General features: G+C 61.5%; 16 protein-coding genes. 4 read left to right on the top strand and 12 right to left on the bottom strand.

Features of this window, described 5'->3' with window-relative positions:
- Window position 1: 1 nt before the first annotated feature.
- Window positions 2-1,348, bottom strand: coding sequence for a TAXI family TRAP transporter solute-binding subunit (locus ACQ4WQ_RS16570; RefSeq protein ID WP_436498494.1), 1,347 nt, complete (start codon window positions 1,346-1,348; stop codon window positions 2-4).
- 131 nt (window positions 1,349-1,479) lie between these two features.
- Here ACQ4WQ_RS16570 and ACQ4WQ_RS16565 point away from each other — a divergent pair, with 131 nt between their 5' ends.
- Window positions 1,480-2,085 carry a glutathione S-transferase family protein gene (locus tag ACQ4WQ_RS16565; RefSeq protein WP_436498492.1) on the top strand — a complete coding sequence of 202 codons (606 nt, stop codon included), beginning with the start codon at window positions 1,480-1,482 and terminating at the stop codon, window positions 2,083-2,085.
- Here ACQ4WQ_RS16565 and ACQ4WQ_RS16560 read toward each other — a convergent pair.
- The 7 genes from ACQ4WQ_RS16560 to ACQ4WQ_RS16530 form a co-directional block, all read right to left on the bottom strand.
- Window positions 2,082-2,462, bottom strand: a complete 381-nt coding sequence (locus tag ACQ4WQ_RS16560; protein WP_436498490.1) for a hypothetical protein — start codon at window positions 2,460-2,462, stop codon at window positions 2,082-2,084. The genes ACQ4WQ_RS16565 and ACQ4WQ_RS16560 overlap by 4 nt on opposite strands.
- A 58-nt stretch (window positions 2,463-2,520) precedes the next feature.
- Window positions 2,521-5,637 (bottom strand): transglycosylase domain-containing protein, encoded by a 3,117-nt coding sequence (locus tag ACQ4WQ_RS16555; RefSeq protein WP_436498488.1) that lies wholly within the window; start codon window positions 5,635-5,637, stop codon window positions 2,521-2,523.
- A gap of 364 nt (window positions 5,638-6,001) precedes the next feature.
- Window positions 6,002-6,787 (bottom strand): competence/damage-inducible protein A, encoded by a 786-nt coding sequence (locus tag ACQ4WQ_RS16550; protein ID WP_436498486.1) that lies wholly within the window; start codon window positions 6,785-6,787, stop codon window positions 6,002-6,004.
- Window positions 6,788-6,818: 31 nt separating this feature from the next.
- The gene (locus ACQ4WQ_RS16545; RefSeq protein WP_436498484.1) at window positions 6,819-7,646 is read right to left on the bottom strand and encodes an EI24 domain-containing protein; all 828 of its coding nucleotides are present in this window, start codon (window positions 7,644-7,646) and stop codon (window positions 6,819-6,821) included.
- A complete protein-coding gene (locus tag ACQ4WQ_RS16540) occupies window positions 7,646-8,686 on the bottom strand; it encodes a sterol desaturase family protein (RefSeq protein ID WP_436498482.1) in 1,041 nt (346 codons plus the stop codon). Before ACQ4WQ_RS16540 ends, ACQ4WQ_RS16545 begins: the two co-directional genes overlap by 1 nt.
- Window positions 8,683-9,519 (bottom strand): polysaccharide deacetylase family protein, encoded by an 837-nt coding sequence (locus tag ACQ4WQ_RS16535; RefSeq protein WP_436498480.1) that lies wholly within the window; start codon window positions 9,517-9,519, stop codon window positions 8,683-8,685. The genes ACQ4WQ_RS16540 and ACQ4WQ_RS16535 overlap by 4 nt, the downstream gene beginning before the upstream one ends.
- Window positions 9,520-9,530: 11 nt before the next feature.
- Window positions 9,531-10,502: a YVTN family beta-propeller repeat protein gene (locus tag ACQ4WQ_RS16530; RefSeq protein WP_495542709.1), complete on the bottom strand. Its 972-nt coding sequence runs from the start codon at window positions 10,500-10,502 to the stop codon at window positions 9,531-9,533.
- 198 nt (window positions 10,503-10,700) lie between these two features.
- Here ACQ4WQ_RS16530 and ACQ4WQ_RS16525 point away from each other — a divergent pair, with 198 nt between their 5' ends.
- From ACQ4WQ_RS16525 to ACQ4WQ_RS16515, 3 genes are all read left to right on the top strand, one after another.
- Window positions 10,701-11,057 carry an FKBP-type peptidyl-prolyl cis-trans isomerase gene (locus tag ACQ4WQ_RS16525; protein ID WP_034760263.1) on the top strand — a complete coding sequence of 119 codons (357 nt, stop codon included), beginning with the start codon at window positions 10,701-10,703 and terminating at the stop codon, window positions 11,055-11,057.
- A 200-nt stretch (window positions 11,058-11,257) separates the two neighbouring features.
- Window positions 11,258-11,512, top strand: coding sequence for an acyl-CoA-binding protein (locus ACQ4WQ_RS16520; protein ID WP_071325159.1), 255 nt, complete (start codon window positions 11,258-11,260; stop codon window positions 11,510-11,512).
- Window positions 11,513-11,559: 47 nt separating this feature from the next.
- The gene (locus ACQ4WQ_RS16515) at window positions 11,560-12,021 is read left to right on the top strand and encodes a GNAT family N-acetyltransferase (RefSeq protein WP_436498476.1); all 462 of its coding nucleotides are present in this window, start codon (window positions 11,560-11,562) and stop codon (window positions 12,019-12,021) included.
- 91 nt (window positions 12,022-12,112) lie between these two features.
- Here ACQ4WQ_RS16515 and proX read toward each other — a convergent pair whose 3' ends face one another.
- From proX to ACQ4WQ_RS16495, 4 genes are all read right to left on the bottom strand, one after another.
- On the bottom strand, window positions 12,113-13,171 hold the full coding sequence (gene proX / locus ACQ4WQ_RS16510) for a glycine betaine/L-proline ABC transporter substrate-binding protein ProX (RefSeq protein WP_436498474.1): 1,059 nt from the start codon (window positions 13,169-13,171) through the stop codon (window positions 12,113-12,115).
- A 12-nt stretch (window positions 13,172-13,183) separates the two neighbouring features.
- A complete protein-coding gene (proW, locus tag ACQ4WQ_RS16505; RefSeq protein WP_436498472.1) occupies window positions 13,184-14,290 on the bottom strand; it encodes a glycine betaine/L-proline ABC transporter permease ProW in 1,107 nt (368 codons plus the stop codon).
- Window positions 14,287-15,519: a glycine betaine/L-proline ABC transporter ATP-binding protein ProV gene (proV, locus tag ACQ4WQ_RS16500; RefSeq protein ID WP_076569217.1), complete on the bottom strand. Its 1,233-nt coding sequence runs from the start codon at window positions 15,517-15,519 to the stop codon at window positions 14,287-14,289. The genes proW and proV overlap by 4 nt, the downstream gene beginning before the upstream one ends.
- A gap of 585 nt (window positions 15,520-16,104) precedes the next feature.
- Window positions 16,105-16,389: a polyhydroxyalkanoic acid system family protein gene (locus ACQ4WQ_RS16495; RefSeq protein WP_282405890.1), complete on the bottom strand. Its 285-nt coding sequence runs from the start codon at window positions 16,387-16,389 to the stop codon at window positions 16,105-16,107.
- Between the last annotated feature and the right edge of the window lie 82 nt (window positions 16,390-16,471).

Here is a 16,471-nt window from a genome sequence, read left to right as displayed (position 1 = left end):
CTCAGGCCGCCTCGCCTGCCTCGGGATGCTCGCCCATCAGGGTCAATATGCGCTTGCGCACGAAATTGATATGGCTGCGCAAGCCGTACAGGCCATCGGCGAACGACAGGGGAATCGAAATCTGGTTGACCATGTCTTCGATCTGGTCCAGCCGCTTCAATTGCTCCGCATACACTTGCGCGCGCTGCTCCTGCGGCACATCTTCCAGTGCCTGCTCCACCGTGCGCAGCTGGCCATACCAGCGGTACACGCGCGAGCGGATGCGCCACACGTACAGGGGCGGCACCACGCGCGACAAGGGCAATATCAAGGCACCGAGCGCCACCACCAGCACCCACATGCGGTCGAAGAAATTAGCCAGCCAGAAACTCATATAGCGCTGCAGCACGGGCGCGCCATCCTTGTAGAATTTCAGCGCTTCGGGCGCGACAGGAATTTCCGTGTAGCGCGCGGACGGGAACTGCCCCTGCTGCTGGAACCAGCCCGTGCCGCCATGGATGCCGGCCGCCGCCTGCACGAACAGGTCGACGAGGGCCGGATGCAAGTCTTCGCGCGCAACCAACGTGGCGGTCGGCGCGATCAGGTGATAATCCTGCGCCGGGATATTTTTTCCCAGGTCGACTATGCCGCGCGGCAAGACGACATGCGTAAGGAAAGGCAATCGCCGCGTGTACGCTTCCGCCTGCGAAAAATCAAACAGCTTGATGCCCGGCGTTTGCAGCAGCATCTGGATCAGCGGCGCTTCCGGCGCCGAGCTGAACACGAGACCGTCAATGCGCCCTTCCAGCAGCTCCACCGTGGCGGGCGTGTTTTGCAAGGCGCTGACGGTCAGCTCGTTCGCTTCGACGCCATTCACGGACAGCAACTGCCGGAACAGGCTGGGCACGCCAGTGCCTTCCGGCCCCAGGTTGATCTTCATGCCCTTCAATTGCGTCAGTTCCGTCACGGCCTTGTCTTCGCGCAAGAACAGCCAGACGGGTTCCGTAAACAGGCTGCCCAGAGATATGAGGCCATGACGCTCGGCATCGGCGTGCTCCGTCGAGCCGCTTTGCACGAAGGCGATATCGGTCTTGCCCGCGTTCAGGCGCTGCAGGTTTTCCTGCGAACCCAGCGATGGCTGCAAGGTCACCTTGATGCCGTGCTTGGCCAGGGTGGCCGCGTACTTCTTGCCGAACTCTTCATATGCGCTATTGTCCTGCCCCGTCGACAGGCTCACCTGGCGCGGCGGGGCCGGGTCGACCAGCCAGTAGGCGAGCGCGCAAAACGCGCCGACCAGCAGCAAGGTGGGACCGGCGGTGGCGAGGAAATCGCGCACGGAAAAGCGGCTGAACGCGAGGATTTTGGACATGTGGTGGCGCATAGGTTTCATGGGTGGCTACGATGCCAAGAAAACCTCAACTATGCAAGGCACTTTCACATGCGCGGCGTAGCCAAATCCGCTACAGTGATGGATCGACCACCTGCCCTCTGGAGCCCCGCATGCTGAAAATTCTTGGAAAAGCCGCCTCGATCAATGTCCGCAAAGTCCTGTGGACGTGCGAGGAACTCGACCTGCCGTACGAACGCGAAGACTGGGGCAGCGGCTTTCGCGCCACCGATGACCCGGCCTTTCTGGCCCTGAACCCGAACGCCATGGTGCCCGTGCTGGTGGACGGCGACCTGGTGCTGTGGGAATCGAACACGATCTGCCGCTACCTGTGCGCGCAGGCGGGCCGCGACGACTTGCTGCCAAGCACGCCCCGCGCCCGCGCGGAAGTGGAAAAATGGATGGATTGGCAGATGGGCGATTTGAACAACAGCTGGCGCTACGCCTTCATGTCGCTGGTGCGCCACAGCCCCGCGCACCAGGATGCGGCGCAACTGGCGGCCGGTATTGCCGGGTGGAACAAGATGATGGGCGTGCTGGAGCAGCAGCTGCAGCGCACGGGCGCCTTCGTCTGCGGCGAAGCGTTCACCCTGGCCGATATCGTGCTGGGCCTGTCCGTCAAGCGCTGGCTGATGGCCCCGATGCAACGTCCAGCGTATCCGGCCATCGCCGCCTATCACGCGCGCCTGGAAGATAAAACGGCCGCATTTGCCGGCTAATCGAGTTCGATGGCCTCGACCGTGCTGCCGATGACGTAGCAATCGCCATCGCGGCGCACCTCGTCCAGGGTCGCCGGATCGTCGTGCGTGTAGGTGCCGTCGACATCGACGCACCACACGTCGCCAAAACGCAGCAACTTCACGCCACAGCAGATGCGGTTGATGAAGTTGCCGGGTGTCCTGAGCAGCACTTCCCGTACCTCGCCCACCGTGATGGCGACGTTGCGCCAAACATTGCCATCGAGCGCATGATTTCTTGCGTACAACACGATGCGCACGGCCTGCACGCCCCCGGGCTGATACCGCTGTTCAATGGACACGAGCGCGCCATCGTCAAAGCGGTGATATTGCTGAAAAATCTGCTGCGTCTTGTCCAATTGCACTCCCTCAAAAAAAACCGGCCCGTGAAGGCCGGCTTTCAGCTGCAACAATACCTTAATTCGTGCACTGCCTGGCCACGCCCTCGGCCGGCGCGGGCGGCTCGATCAGCGGCATCAAGCTCGGCGCCAGCGACACGAGCAATTGCACGGGCAAGGCGCTGGTGAAATCGTAGTGCTTCGATTCCGGACCCCGCACATACGCCGTCATGCTGCCATAGAAGCGCTCGCCGATATTGAACACGAACGTGGCCGAACGGTTCACATAGCGCGATTCGATCAGGCGGCCGCCGGCGCCATACACGTCGAAACGCTGGTCGCCCGTCCCCGTCTTGCCGCCCATCGGGATCGGCACGCCGTCGGCGCCGACAAACGCCGTCTTCGCCCGTTTCGCCGTTCCGTCCGACACCACTTCGCGGATGGCCTTGGCGACGGCCTTGGCCACGTCCGGCGACAGCACTTGTTCCGCTGCCACCTTGCTGCCCCGTTTGATCATGGTGTCGTACGGCGTATTGGCGGCGAAATGCATGGAATCGATGCGCACGCTCGGCTTGCGCACGCCATCGTTGATGATGATGCCCATCAACTCGGCCAGCGCGGCGGGACGGTCAGCCGACGCGCCCAGGGTGGTCGCATAGGACGGCACCAGCGAATCGAACGGGTAGCCCATTTTCTTCCACTGGCGGTGGATTTCCAGGAACCCTTCCACTTCCAGCAAATTGGCGATGCGGCGGTCCTGCGCATGCTTGCGGTGCGTGTTGAACAGCCATTTGTAGACTTCCTGGCGTTCCTTTTCGCTGGCCGCCACCATCTGCGTCAGGGTGGACCCTTCGTGCTGGCGCAGGTAGGCCACCATCCACAGTTCCAGCGGATGCACATTGGCAAGATAGCCGCGGTCGGCCAGCGACCAGTTTTCCATCGCGTACTGCTCGTACATCTTGGCGACGCGCTCGGGCGGCACTTCGTTTTGCGACGGCAAGTTGGCGTTGAGGAAATCGCCGAATTCCGCCACCGTACCCTTGGGATTGATGGTGCGGAAGATATTCGCCAGGCGCACGGGCGTCGGGCGGATGCTGGCCAACAAAATCTTTTCCTGCTCGTCAACGCTCTTGCCGCGGTACTTCTGGTAGAAACGGTGCAGGAATTCGCGCCCTTCCTTGTCGGCAAACCGGCTCAGGTACTGGGCCCGGCGCGGATCGTCCGCGTCCGCCAGCAGCGAGGCCGAGGAATCGGGACGCGAGAACATGTAGTAGCGGGCCACATCGCGCATCAGGCGCACGAACACCAGGTTGGTCGACTGGCGCAGCGCCTGCTGCACCGTCATGATGCGGCTGTCGTCGAGCTTGGAGAAGTTGCCGAAATGGTGCAAGCCCCCGCCCGTGAAGAAGCCTTCGCCCGGATTGCCCGAATATTTGCGTTCCATGGCGGCCGCCAGCATGGCCGGCAGGTTGCGCGCCTCGCCGAGCGGCAATGGTTTCAGATAGGCAATCGCCCACTGCGACAGCATGTCCTTCGGATCGACGGCAATCTTGCCCAGTTCGGCCGCGCCCATGCCGCTGTAGCGCTGGTGCAGCTGGTCGATGATGTCCAGGTACGTGACCAGGGTGCGCAACTTGGCGGTGGAACCGAGGTCCAGCTTGGCGCCTTCGTTGATGTCGAGCGGCTGATCGAAATTATCCGTTTGCACGCGCAGCAAGTTGGCCTGGTCGCCCTTTTGCAGCAAGGTAAAGCTGTAGACCACGTTGGCGGGATCGCCATTGCCCAGCATGCCCTTGCCCGTCAGGCCGGCCGCTTTCGCCACTTCCGGGTCGCGCAGCTCGCGCAAGACCTTGGTGACAGCGTTTTGCGCCTGCGCATCGAGCGTGCTGACTACTTTCAGGTCCAGGCGATCGAGGTTGTACAAGCGCGGATCGCCGAGCATGCTGGCCAGGTGGTTGCGCACGGCATTCGAGGCCTTGCGCGTGACGAACGAGGTCGACGCTTCCGATTGCACGCCGGACGCCGTCGACGGACGCAGCTTCTCGGCGATGGCCGTATCGCGCAGCTGCGGCGAGATCACGCCCGCCTGTGCCAGCAAGCGCAGATGGCTGTTGGTCAGCACTTCCAGGTCGGCGCCGCCGGCCACCAGGTAATGCGAGGGACGGCGCTGCGCGATCAGCAAGCTCAGCGCCTGCTTGTAGGCCAGCGCGCTGCCGGGCTGATCCATTTTCCCACTGAGCAATGTTTTCACTTCGGCAAATGGACGGCCATACCAGACCCACATGCCGTCGCCGATGCCGTTGACTTCGCCAAAGCCACTCTTTGCCGACAGCGGCACGGTATTGAGGTAATTGACGACGATCTTGCGCCGCGCTTCCATGGTGTTTTCGCCATCCTGGTAAGAACGCAGGCTGGCCGAAATCATCTGCAGCAGTTTGTCCTGCATGGAACTGGTGCGCCCGTCTTCCGAATGCCGGTATTTTTCGATCTGCGTGGCCAGTGTGCTGCCGCCGCCACCGCGGTGGCCGCCGAACAGGTTCAGCGCCTTGTCGAGGATGGCCTTGCTCAGGCGGTCCCATTCCACAGCGGGGTTGCGCTTGGGCGTGCCCGGGTCGAGCAATTCGCGGTTTTCGATGAACAGCAGGCTTTGCACGAGCGCGGGCGGCGCTTCGGCAAAGCCGTCGAACATGCGCTCGGGATAGCTGGCCGCAAACAGCGGTGCGGCGCGGCAATCGAGGATGGTCAGCCCGGCGCGGTTTTTCTCGTGATACGTGGCAAAGATGCCCCGGTCAACCAGTTGCACCATTTTCGGCGACATGCGCGCCTGCGCCGTGACGGCATAGTCGCGCGCATTCAGCTTGGTGATGAAGTCGGGCAAGCTGGCATAGCCGAGCCGCTCGTCATACGGGCCGTGCTGCGGATAGCGGATGGCGCCCGCCGGTGCAGGGCCAGGCTCGACCTTGAACGCCAGCTGGCGGTCCAGGCGCGTGAAAAACTCGGCCTGCAGGGCCGAGGTGCGCACTTCGCGCATGACGAACCACGCCACGCCGGCGATCAGCGCCAGCACGATGATGGCAAAGATCGGCCAGATGCGCGAACGGCGCTTCTTCGGCGGGCTCGCCGGCGGCGGCGCCTCGGAAGCTGGATCAGAAGGGGGCCGCTCTTGCGCGGCCAGATTGACGCCTGTGTCTTTCATGGGATGCTGGGGTAAGGTTGGTTTTGGACGGCGCGGAAAAGGCGGCAGCGATGCCGCTCCGCGCAGGATAAGACGAGGGCCGGCAAGAGCCGGTCACAACAAAGCTTGCTTAACATGATGTCCATACCGGTGAATCAAAAAAACACGCTACTGCACAGGCAGGCGACCCCGCGTGCGACACGCAAGGCCCCTGTTCACCATTCCACCACATCGGCATGAGAACGACTGACGAGCGCGCACAAAAATCTTGCTTCATTGAAGATTTTCGCAAAAAAACAACGTCTTGGAATGTACGCTTGCGTACATAGATGCATAGCGGGCCGGACGCCAGCGAAAAAGCCGCCGGCGCCGGGCTGGCGGCATGTCAGATGGTGGTGTATTCCGCCTGCAAGGTATCGAGGGCGGCGCACATCTCGGCAAAGGCGGCTGCCGCCTGAGCGGGCTCGCCCTTGACGCCCAGTTCGATATGCCGGCGCGTCTGCGCATCGCCCACGCTGGGCAGGCTGAATACCTTGATCAGCGGAAACTCCGCTTCCAGGCGCACCATCAGCGGCGTGAGCAGCGATTCGGCCGTTTCGTACACGAGCAAGGCATGTTCCGCGTGCGGCACCTGGTTGAACAGGTGGGCGTAATGCGTGTCGAGCACCCATTCGATCATGGGCCAGGACATGACGGGAAAGCCGGGCACGAAATAATGTTCGCGCACGGCAAAGCCGGCAATCTTGTTGTACGGATTCGGAATCAGCTCGGCGCCTTCGACAAATTCCGCCATTTTCAGGCGGTGCAGGTTTTCCGGCGAGTTCAAATCGGCCGGCACGCCCGCCTCCTCGCCCATTTCCGTGATCCGTTGCTGGATATTGAGCTTGCCCTGCGGATGCAGCACCAGCGGCAAGCCCAGCGCATCGGCCGCCGCCTGGCGCGTATGGTCGTCCGGCGTAGCGCCGATGCCGCCAAAGCTGAAGACGATGTCGCCGCTGGCAAAGCTGCGCTTGAGCAAGGCGACCAGGCGGGCCGGCTCGTCGCCCACGTATTCCGCCCAGCTCAGCTGCAAGCCGCGTGCCTTGAGCATGCTCACGACTTTCGGGAAATGCTGGTCAGTGCGCTTGCCCGACAGGATTTCGTCGCCAATGATGATCAATCCGATAGCCATGAAGCTCCCTCGTAGAATGCAATAAAAATGGTCAGGCGTCTGCGGGCGCCACGTCGGTCATGCCGCGTACGCCCCGCAAACGCGCCAGTGCTTCCAGGCAGTAATACTGGAACCACAGACCCGTAAAGATAAAGATCAGCACATACAGCCAGATGGCGAACGCCGCCAGGAAGGGGAAGAACACCACCGACATCACGCCGCCCATCCACAGCATGCCCGGCACGGCGCCGGCCGCGCCGGACACCATGCCGATGGCCAGCAGCGGCCAGCGCTGCGTGCGCATGATGGCGCGGCGCTCTTCCACGCTGGCGTAGTCGGCCATGGCGTCATACGCCATCACGCGATAGGTCAGCCAGCCCCACAGCACGGCTTGCCCCACCAGTGCGGCCGGCGGAAACGCGTACAAGGGCAGCATGAGCACCCAGACGATGATGAACAGCAAGAACGTGGCCAGCGAAGTGGCGACGCTGCCCAGCAGGCTGCCGCCATGCTTCTTTTCCAGCTGCGGAAAGTGCCGCCCACCGATGTGGCGGCCGATGGCCGGCATGGCGAACAGGCCCATGAAGATCAGCGCCGTCAAGATCATCAGCGGCAACAGCATGAACATGGCGATCAGGGGCACGATCACCGCTTTCAGCATGCCCAGGCCGAAGGTGGCCAGCACCTGCCCGCTGGTGCGGAAGAAGTCATATTGCGTAAACAGCGCATGCAGGCTGTCGATCAGCGGCTGCAAGCCCACATACAGCAGGGCGCCCCACAGGATCAGCGACAGGATGAACGGCGCTATGCTCAGCAGCAATATCCTGCCGTGCAATTGCGACAGGAAAGCACGGCCATACGAATTCAGCACATTACGCATCAACGGCGTCCTTTTCGTTTCAATCTTGCAAATTCCACCATGCGGCGCAGGCCCAGCCATTGCTGCTGCCAGAAGCCGCGGCCATAATTGCGCCCCGGCCGGCCCATGCCCTTGCTATCGATGCGGGCCAGCTGATCGCGCACGCCCGTGCGCGCATAGCCGGACGAGAAATTCGCGGTGCCCAGCAGCATATCCCAAATCGGCAGCACCACGCCGAAGTTGCAGCCACCCATGCTGCCCTTGCCTTTCGACTCATGCCCCACGCCGATCGCGTGGTGCGTGCGGTGGAAACGGGGCGAGATCAGCAGCCGCTCGCCGATGCGGCCGAAGTGTATCCTCACATTCGCATGCTGCAAGCTTTGCAGGATGCGCGAAATCGAGACCAGCAGCACGTACTGGCCCGGCGGCACGCCGATGCCGAGCGCCACCAGCGCCATCACCACGTCGCGCAGGAAGTCGTCGAGCAAGTGGTTGCGGTCATCGCTCCACAAGTTCATGTTTTGCTGGCTGTGATGCAGGCTGTGCAAGCCCCACCACCAGCCGAAATGGTGCGAGGCCCGGTGGTAGCAATAGTCGACGAAGTCCAGTATCACAAAATAAATGATAAAACTGAGCAAGGGACTGATGCCGGGCAACAGCGATTCCAGGTTCAATGGATGGATATTGTCGAAACGCAAGGCACCTGCCAAGGCATCCATCAGCGGATCGAGCGTAAAGAAGACCAGCACGGAAAACAGGCCGATGCGGTGCAGCACCGTGTAGATGAAGTCGTTCCAGCGGGCGCGCGGGTCCGTGATCTTTTGCGCGGGAATCAAGGCTTCGAGCGGGCGCAGCACGAGAAACAGCAGCACCAGTTCGCACAGGCCGATCAGCAGCCATTCCGTGCCCTCGAACGCTTCTTCCGTGAATTCGCCAAAGCCCAGGTGATAGACGAGGGGATTGACGATGGTCTGGAACAGCCAGCCTTGCGCCACGCCAAACGCGTCGACCACGGCGTCGATCACCGGGGTGACAAAGCTGAGGATGTCGGCGGCGATCATGGCTGGCCCTTCTTCTGCGCGTAGGCTGGATGCTCGCGCAGGGTGGCAAAACAGAAACCCTTGTCTTGCAGGCCAGAAATCAAGGCGTCCAGGTTGGCGGGCGCCCACGGCTCCTTGCGCGACCAGATGCCCATGTGCGAAATGAAAATGTCGCCGCTGCGCAAATTCGCCAGCGCTTTTTTCAGCAGCATGGCGTTCGGATACTTGTCGCTGGGCAGCTCATCGCCGGAATACCCGGCCGGCGCCCAGCCCGCATGCTGGTAGCCGCAGGCGCTGCCGGCCGCCAGGGTGCGCGGCGATGTGTAGCCGCCCGGCGCACGCCAGAACGGGTCGAGCTTGTGTCCGGTCAGCTCTTGGAAACGCGTATCGACGCGGCGCAATTCCTCGCAGAACTGCTGATCCGTGAATGACGCCAGCTTGCCGCCATCCTTGCCGAACTGGGGCTTGACCTGAATCAAGCCGTTGGCCATATCCTTCTTCCAGTACAGGTGGTCAAACGTGTGCGTGCCGAACGCATGGCCTTCGGCGACCCGGGCTTTCCAGTACGGCGCCCACGAAGGATCGAGCGAATAATCGCCGCGCGTGGTCTTTTCATTGGCCAGGAAGAACGTGGCTTTGATATGGCGCTTGTTCAGCACGTCGGCGATCAGTTGCGCTTGCGACTGGCTGCCCGTGTCGAAGGTCAGGTAGATCGTGCCCTTGCAGGCGGCCGGCGCTGAAGATGCGGCTGGTACAGCGGCGGCAGGTGCGGCGGCATGCGCGGGCGTCAGCATGGTGCCGGCGCACAGCAGCATGGCGGGCACGCGGCCCGCGGAAATCAGGCGTTTCATCATCACACCCGTCATCACATGCGTGGCGAGTGCGTGGCGAAATACACGCCATGGGGCGAGCGGCCCACGGGGATCGTCTTGATCACCTTGCGCGTGGTCAAATCGATCACGGCCACTTTCTTGATCCAGCGCAACGTTACCCACATGGTCTTGCCATCGGGCGTGATTTCCATGCAGTCCGGGCCACCGGGCACGTTGATGGTACCCACGTTTTCCAGGGTTTGCTGGTCGATGATGTTGATCGTGTTCGACACGCGGTTCGACACGAACGTCATGCGGTTGTCACCGAGCGCGCGGAAATTATGCGTGCCGGCGCCCGCCTTGATGCGCTTGACGGTCTTTTGCGTGCGCCAGTCGATCACTTCCACGTAATCGCTGCCCATGATACCGACCAGCAAATATTTACCGTCGGGCGTCATCGTGATGCCGGCCGGCGCCGGGCCGACAGGCATGGTCCATTTCACCGTCTGCGTGGCCAGGTCGATGGCGCTGACCTGGTTGCTGCCCTGCTGCGTAATGAAAGCCATGGTGCTGTCGGCCGTGAAGGCCATGTGGCTGGGCAGCTTCGGCAGCGCGATGCGCTTGGCCAGGGTCAGGTTCTTGCCGTCGTAGCGGTACAGGTCGATGCGGTCCAGGCGCAGCGAGTTCGAGATGAACCACTTCTGGTCCGGCGAAAAGCCGATCTGGTAGGGGTCGAGGATGTTGCTGATGCGGCGCTGGATCTGGCCCGACACGGGGTCGAGGAAGATCAGTTCATTGCCGACGGAGCTGGCGACGATCAGCGACTTGCCGTCCGGCGTCTCCATCAGGTGGTGCGGTTCCTTGCCGACGGCAAAGGTGGACAGGGGGGCGTAGGTTTTCTGGTCCAGCAGTTGCACCGTAGCATCACGGGAATTGAGTACCACCACCACTTCGGCTTGCGCCGTAGACATTGCGGAAACCAGGCACAGCGAGGAAAAAACAAGGCGGCGTAGACTGCGGAACATGGAAGAAATCACTGTTAAATACAAAACATGCATTTTACGTGGAACACTGTATTTATTGTGTTAATTCCCCCCTTAAATGCAAGCGGCAGCCACACATCGCCGTAATTTCCCCATTTTCCCTGCGACCGGGCCTGGAATGGCGCTTTGCAACTCATTGCTCTACAATCTGTAGCTTTCATCGCCTACACAAGGATTATCATGACCACCACCACGACCGCTTCCGGCCTGCAATACATCGACACCGTCGTCGGCGAAGGCGCTGAAGCGCAAGCCGGCAACAATGTTGTTGTGCATTACACGGGCTGGCTGCAAAACGACGACGGCAGCGCCGGCTCGAAATTTGATTCGAGCAAGGACCGCAACGACCCATTCGAATTCCCGCTGGGCGCAGGCCGCGTCATCCAGGGCTGGGACGAAGGCGTGCAAGGCATGAAAGTGGGCGGCAAGCGCCAGCTGATCATCCCGGCAGCACTGGGCTATGGCGCCCGCGGCGCCGGCGGCGTGATTCCACCGAACGCCACCCTGATTTTCGACGTCGAACTGCTGGGCGTATAAGCACCGACTCCACAGCGCTCAAGCGACTGTCCCTGACGCCGCCCCTGTTCATTCAGCGGCGGCGCTTTTGTTTTGAGTGTGTCCTCTAATGCACGGCGCGCTTTTTTCACTATGATGTCAGGCACTGCAGCACGCACGGTGGCCACTCCGCCGCGCCTGCCGCACTTTTCCAGCGATTCCATCAGCACACAGGAGCCATCATGAGTTTACAAGAGCAATTCGACCAAGCGCAGCTCGATTCCAAGACCCTGTCCGAACGTCCGGACAATATGACCTTGTTGAAAATCTATGCCTTGTTCAAGCAAGCGTCGAGCGGTGACGCCACGGGCGAGCGCCCTGGCATGACCGACTTCGTCAACCGCGCCAAGTTCGACGCCTGGGCGGCCCTGGCCGGCACCTCGAAGGAAGAGGCGCAGCAGCAATACATCGACCTGATCGAAGACTTGAAGGACTGATCATCCCCCTGCCCCGGCACAGCCCGGGGCAATGTTATTATTTCCACATGACACCATCACCGACTTCCCTGGCCCATGCCGCCGACCTGCCCCGTTTGTTTGACGTCTGGCACCTGTCCGTACGCGCCACCCACGATTTCCTCGCCGACAGCGATATCGCTTTCCTCATGCCCTTCGTCCGCGATGAGCTGGCCAGGGTGACGGCCGAACGCCTGCTGCATGTGCTGCGCGCCGATGACGGCGCCGCCTATGCCTTCCTGTGCATCGAGCACGCCAAGATCGAGATGCTGTTCGTGCATCCCGATCAACGCGGCAGCGGCGCCGGCCGCACGCTGGTCCAGTACGCCATCACGGCCTTGGGCGCCACGACCGTCGACGTCAACGAGCACAACACGCAAGCGCACGGCTTTTACCGCCACCTGGGTTTTATCGGGGAAAGCCGCTCGGAATGCGACCCCTTTGGTAAGCCTTTCCCCATTTTGCACCTGAAACTGGCCGAAAACGGCTGAAAACTCACAAAAAACCACCAAAACAGGCCGTTAACGCAAAAGTGGCTACCAAATCGGTAGCCACTTTTTTTACGTCTGTATCAGCCGTAATTTACTTTTTTGCCGCCGCCAGCGCTTGCGCGATCCAGCCGTCAAACTTTTGCTGGTGGTACTTGATCCAGCCGGCCGTATGGCGCGCGATATCGGCTTGCGTGTTTTCGCCGCGGCGCATGCGCTCGTTCTGCGCATTGATGTCGGCCACCGGCAATTGCATCACCTCGAACAGCTTGGCCGCGGCCGGATTTTTCTCCGCCCAGGCCTTGTTCGATACGATGCGCGCCGTGTTGACGGCAAAACCGTAGTCGCTGCCATCGTCGAGGCGGGTGTTCACCTTGTCGGGATTGGCCGAGAACGGCACTTTCAGCCAGACCACGTCCTTGCCCGGCACCAGCACGCCGCTGACCCAGTACGGCGTCCACGTGTAGTACAGGATAGGCTCGCCGCGCTTGTAGCGGCCCAGCGTATCGGCGATCAGGGCCGCATAGCTGCCCTGCACGTGCGTCACCGTCTCGCGCAACTTGTACGCATCCATGTGGTTCTCGATCAGTGCTTCGCAGCCCCAGCCGGGGTTGCAACCCGTCAAGTCGGCCTTGCCGTCGCCATCGTGGTCGAACAGCTTGGCCAGGGTGGGATCGCGCAACTGGTCGATATTCGTGATGTTGTACTTTTCCGCCGTCGCCTTGTCGATCAGATAACCTTGCGCCGCAGGCCCCGCATACTGGCCCGTGCGCAACAGCTTGGCATCGCCGCCCGCATTGTTATAGAAATCCTTGTGCATCGGATCCCAGTGCACGGCCATGAAGGTGGCATCGCCGTTGGCGATGGCGATATGCGCGGTCGGATATTCCACTTCCTTGATCGGCTGCACTTCGTAGCCGAGCTTTTCCAGGGCCTTGTCGACCAGCATGGTCTGGAAGGTTTCTTCCGCGATCGAGCTTTGCAGCGGCTGCACCTTGACGCCCTTGCCGGGCAGCACATCGGCGGCAGCGGCCGGCGCCTGCGCCATGGCCAGGCTGGTGGTCAGGGCCATGGCGGCGATCGCCAGGGCGGAAAACAGCTGGAACTTGCGTTGCGATTTTTGCGTCACTTTAAAATTGTCAATTTGATGCATGTAAATCCTTTCTTATTGTGCGTTGGCCAGCGTTGCTTGCTGTTCAACATTATTTTTCTCCGTGTTGCCGCGCACCAGGCGCAGCACGAAACCGGCAGGACCCGTCTGGTACCAGTGGCGCACGCCGCGGCGTGGCTGGCCCATCGCTTGCGTCAAGCGGTCCAGGGTGATAGCCAGCAACACGATACCCAGGCCACCAACCGTTGCCAGGCCCATGTCCAGGCGGCCGATGCCGCGCAATACCATCTGGCCCAGACCACCGACGGCGATCATCGAGGCGATCACGACCATCGACAGCGACAGCATCAGCGACTGGTTGATACCGGCCATGATGGACGGCATGGCCAGCGGAAACTGCACGCGGGTCAGCAACTGCCACGGCGAGGCGCCATACGCGCGGGCCGCTTCGATCAGGTCGGGACGCACCTGGCGGATGCCGAGGTTGGTCAAACGCACCAGCGGCGGCAGGGCAAAGATGATCGTCACGATCACGCCCGGCGCATTACCGATACCGAACAGCATTACCACCGGCACCAGGTAGACGAAGGCGGGCGTCGTCTGCATGGCGTCGAGCAAGGGGCGCAGGATATTCTGTGCGCGGTCGCTGCTGGCAAGGAAAATACCCAGCGGCAAACCGATGGCCAGGCAGAAGGCCAGCGACGTCAACACCAGCGACAGGGTCGTCATGGCTTCCGGCCAGATGCCCAGCATCGACACGAGCAGCAGCGCCAGCACGGTGCCGATGGCCAGGGTGCGGCTCGTGAATTGCCATGCCAGCAAGCCGATGATGGCGATCACCGTCAGCGACGGGGCGGCCAGCAGCACGCCTTCCACGCCGGACAACACGCTGTCGATCGGCGCGCGCACGGCCTGGAAGAAGGGGCGGAAATGGGCGACGACCCAGCCCAGGCCCTGGTTGATCCAGCTTTCCAGCGGCAGCGAGCCGTCAAAGATCTGTGCCAGGTGAAAGCCTGTCGCGTGTTCCGGCTGCGCGGCAGGCGCGGCGGCGTCGAGCCAGGCGGTGCTGGCGTCGGTGGGCGGCGTCAGCGCCCAGGGATTGATTTGGGCGGCCGGCTGTTCAACAACAGCTTCTACTGTGGAAACGGTGCTTGGGTTCATGCTTGTCCTTTCTGTTGTTGTTCGGCAATGGCTGGCGTGTCGCGGTCGAGGAACTTCAGCAAGGTCGTCTTGCTGATGGCGCCGCGGAAGCTGCCGTCATTGGCCACCACAGGGACGGCGTAAGGCAGTTGCGCCACCTGGCCGAACAGGCCGGCGACTGGCTCGTCTGCATTGATGGTCTGCACGTCGGGCAGATAGGCATGCGCCAGGCCCAGCGGACCGACATGGCCGTCGAGCGCATTGCGCAGCGAATCGGCCGAGACGACGCCGAGGAACTTGCGCTGCGGATTGACGACGTAGGCAAACGCGCGATCCTGCTCTTCCAGCATCGACAGCGCGGCGCGCGAGCCGCGGCTCGGCGACTCGGACACGACGATCTGGCTCTTGCGGGCGATATCGCTGGCCTTGAACACGGCCGCCGCATCGACGCCGCGCACGAAGTTGCGCACATAATCGTTGGCGGGTTTGCGCAGGATTTCTTCCGGCGTGCCCACTTGCACCACGTGACCGTCTTTCATGATGGCAACGCGGTCGCCGATGCGCATGGCTTCGTCGAGGTCATGCGAAATGAAGACGATGGTGCGGCGCTTGATTTGCTGCAAACGCAGCAGTTCCGATTGCATTTCCGTACGAATAATCGGATCGAGCGCGGAAAACGCTTCATCCATCAGCAAAATCGATGGATCGCACGCCAGCGCACGGGCCAGGCCCACGCGCTGCTGCATGCCGCCCGACAATTCGTCCGGGTAGCTGGCGCCGTAACCGTCCAGGCCCACCTGCTCCAGCGCTTGCTGGGCCAGCGCATGGCGCTCGGCCTTGGGCATGCCGGCCAGTTCCATGCCAAAGGCGGTGTTGTCGAGCACGGTAATTTGCGGCAGCAGCGCGAACGACTGGAACACCATGCTGATGTCCTTGCGGCGCAGGGCGCGCAGCTGGGCGTCCGGCAAGGTATTGATGTCGTTGCCGTCGATCAGGATGCGGCCGGCGGTCGGCTCGATCAGGCGGTTCAGCATGCGCACCAGGGTCGACTTGCCCGAACCGGACAGGCCCATGATGACGAAGATCTCGCCCGCTTCAATGGTAAAGGTGGCGTCGAAGACGCCGATGGTGCAGTCAGTCTTGGCCAGGATGTCTTGCTTGCTGGCGCCCTGACGGACGAGTTCAAGTGCTTCTTCTGGCTTGTCGCCGAACACTTTGAACACATGGTCGATAATGATTTGTTTTGCCACGATGTGGTTCTCCCTCGATTTGACGAATGGATTGAAACCCAGCAAGCCTGCTAGCTTGCGGCGGGAATCAGCAAACCCTGTTGCGTCGGCTACGCCACGGCGCACAATGCGCACGGGAGCGACAGGAAACAGGGGGTGACACGCGTGTGACCAGCGGATGGCCAAAGCCGGTGCCGGGGTGCCGTGTGCGTGCTAAAAGAGGCTGTGGTTCAGGACTTTTAACAACGCTAGCGCCATGCAAATACATGGCACCAAATGTATTTGACCGACAAAAAATCGACCAAGCTACTTTTTAACTGGATGCGGGTGTAAAACCCGAAGAATTATTCACCACTCAGCGAGCGGAGAGTACTGCGAAGCAGAAGGTGAAACGCGGTGTAGCTGTTGTAAATATGACTCAAGTATAACGCAAAAAGCCATCAAAGTCCAATGGCTTTCCAAATAGAAATGTGCTAGCAATGTTCGCCAGCGTACAGTCAGACGTAAAAAAGGCGAAAAGCGACGTGTTTTCATCGTCTTTTCGCCCATCGCCGCGACACGCTCCCTAGCACCAAACAGGGCGCCAGACAAGCGGGTGAAACGCCATCACGCCGGCTCGGTAAACACCTTGCGCATTTTCTCGGCGATCTTGCCTTCAATCGTGGAGGCGAAGGCGCTGAGCATGAAGCCCAGCTTGATTTGCAGTTGCGCCTGCTCTTTTTCCAGGGTCAGCGAACCATCGACGCCGCTGCGCTCGAAGCGCAGCACATCGCCATCCCAGGCGCACGCCAGGTCATATTCCTGGGCCAGCTTGTCGGCCACTTGCTGCGCCGCTGCGCGCGCCTTTGCTGCTGTCAGCTTATGTTGCTGAACTATATTTATATCCGCCATCAAACGATCCTTTTATTATAAAAACGGGGCCATACGGCCAGCATCATACCAGCCGCCATGCGGCAGGCACGGCCGCAGCCGG

Origin of the sequence: Janthinobacterium goodfellowi (assembly GCF_051380695.1) — a bacterium.
Lineage (GTDB): Bacteria > Pseudomonadota > Gammaproteobacteria > Burkholderiales > Burkholderiaceae_D > Janthinobacterium.
This window is presented reverse-complemented; position numbering and strand designations above follow the sequence as displayed.

What these genes read in the sequence shown, in the direction of transcription:
- ACQ4WQ_RS16525 (WP_034760263.1), top strand. Translation starts at nt 10,701, where the DNA reads ATGACCACCACCACGACCGCTTCCGGCCTGCAATACATCGACACCGTC.
- proX (WP_436498474.1), bottom strand. Translation starts at nt 13,171, where the DNA reads ATGCATCAAATTGACAATTTTAAAGTGACGCAAAAATCGCAACGCAAG.
- ACQ4WQ_RS16530 (WP_495542709.1), bottom strand. Translation starts at nt 10,502, where the DNA reads ATGTTCCGCAGTCTACGCCGCCTTGTTTTTTCCTCGCTGTGCCTGGTT.
- proW (WP_436498472.1), bottom strand. Translation starts at nt 14,290, where the DNA reads ATGAACCCAAGCACCGTTTCCACAGTAGAAGCTGTTGTTGAACAGCCG.
- ACQ4WQ_RS16565 (WP_436498492.1), top strand. Translation starts at nt 1,480, where the DNA reads ATGCTGAAAATTCTTGGAAAAGCCGCCTCGATCAATGTCCGCAAAGTC.
- ACQ4WQ_RS16545 (WP_436498484.1), bottom strand. Translation starts at nt 7,646, where the DNA reads ATGCGTAATGTGCTGAATTCGTATGGCCGTGCTTTCCTGTCGCAATTG.
- ACQ4WQ_RS16520 (WP_071325159.1), top strand. Translation starts at nt 11,258, where the DNA reads ATGAGTTTACAAGAGCAATTCGACCAAGCGCAGCTCGATTCCAAGACC.
- ACQ4WQ_RS16555 (WP_436498488.1), bottom strand. Translation starts at nt 5,637, where the DNA reads ATGAAAGACACAGGCGTCAATCTGGCCGCGCAAGAGCGGCCCCCTTCT.
- ACQ4WQ_RS16540 (WP_436498482.1), bottom strand. Translation starts at nt 8,686, where the DNA reads ATGATCGCCGCCGACATCCTCAGCTTTGTCACCCCGGTGATCGACGCC.
- ACQ4WQ_RS16550 (WP_436498486.1), bottom strand. Translation starts at nt 6,787, where the DNA reads ATGGCTATCGGATTGATCATCATTGGCGACGAAATCCTGTCGGGCAAG.
- ACQ4WQ_RS16570 (WP_436498494.1), bottom strand. Translation starts at nt 1,348, where the DNA reads ATGTCCAAAATCCTCGCGTTCAGCCGCTTTTCCGTGCGCGATTTCCTC.
- ACQ4WQ_RS16515 (WP_436498476.1), top strand. Translation starts at nt 11,560, where the DNA reads ATGACACCATCACCGACTTCCCTGGCCCATGCCGCCGACCTGCCCCGT.
- ACQ4WQ_RS16495 (WP_282405890.1), bottom strand. Translation starts at nt 16,389, where the DNA reads ATGGCGGATATAAATATAGTTCAGCAACATAAGCTGACAGCAGCAAAG.
- ACQ4WQ_RS16535 (WP_436498480.1), bottom strand. Translation starts at nt 9,519, where the DNA reads ATGATGAAACGCCTGATTTCCGCGGGCCGCGTGCCCGCCATGCTGCTG.